This is a genomic window from Listeria floridensis FSL S10-1187, assembly GCF_000525875.1.
Taxonomy (GTDB): Bacteria; Bacillota; Bacilli; order Lactobacillales; family Listeriaceae; genus Listeria; species Listeria floridensis.
In genome coordinates this window covers 1-654 of sequence record NZ_AODF01000063.1, presented here as the reverse complement: position 1 = coordinate 654, position 654 = coordinate 1, and the positions used below count along the sequence as shown (strand labels likewise).

Annotated in this window: 6 tRNA genes and 1 rRNA gene; all 7 read right to left on the bottom strand. The window is 53.5% G+C overall.

Annotated elements, in window-relative coordinates:
* Positions 1-5: 5 nt before the first annotated feature.
* Positions 6-81: transfer RNA gene (locus MFLO_RS13855), tRNA-Asp, on the bottom strand.
* A 4-nt stretch (positions 82-85) separates the two neighbouring features.
* A tRNA-Met gene (locus MFLO_RS13850) sits at positions 86-159 on the bottom strand.
* Positions 160-168: 9 nt separating this feature from the next.
* A tRNA-Val gene (locus MFLO_RS13845) sits at positions 169-244 on the bottom strand.
* A gap of 54 nt (positions 245-298) precedes the next feature.
* Positions 299-370: transfer RNA gene (locus tag MFLO_RS13840), tRNA-Glu, on the bottom strand.
* Positions 371-392: 22 nt separating this feature from the next.
* Positions 393-479, bottom strand: a tRNA-Ser gene (locus MFLO_RS13835).
* Positions 480-489: 10 nt separating this feature from the next.
* Positions 490-565: transfer RNA gene (locus MFLO_RS13830), tRNA-Asn, on the bottom strand.
* Between the two features lie 11 nt (positions 566-576).
* Positions 577-654 (bottom strand): 5S ribosomal RNA (gene rrf / locus MFLO_RS17310); the annotation flags it as partial.

Below are 654 nucleotides of genomic sequence, written 5' to 3'. Positions count from 1 at the left end.
CCAAATGGCGGTCCCGACGGGATTTGAACCCGCGATCTCCTGCGTGACAGGCAGGCATGTTAACCCCTACACCACGGAACCACGATTGCGGGGACAGGATTTGAACCTGCGACCTTCGGGTTATGAGCCCGACGAGCTACCAGACTGCTCCACCCCGCGATAATAAAATGGTGGAGGTTAACGGGATCGAACCGCTGACCCTCTGCTTGTAAGGCAGATGCTCTCCCAGCTGAGCTAAACCTCCATAAATATCATTTTAACTTAAAAGTATGAATTTGTCTTGCATAAAAGAAAAAAGTGACCCGTACGGGATTCGAACCCGTGTTACCGCCGTGAAAGGGCGGTGTCTTAACCGCTTGACCAACGGGCCATATTAGTAAACTTCTTGGAAACGGAGAGCAAGGGATTCGAACCCTTGAGACGGTTGCCCGCCTACACGGTTTCCAACCGTGCTCCTTCGGCCTCTCGGACAGCTCTCCAAGAAAGATATGGCTCCACAGGCAGGACTCGAACCTGCGACCGATCGGTTAACAGCCGATTGCTCTACCAACTGAGCTACTGTGGAATAATAAACGTGCCCGGCAGCGACCTACTCTCACAGGGGGGAAGCCCCCAACTACCATCGGCGCGGAGAAGCTTAACTACCGTGTTCGG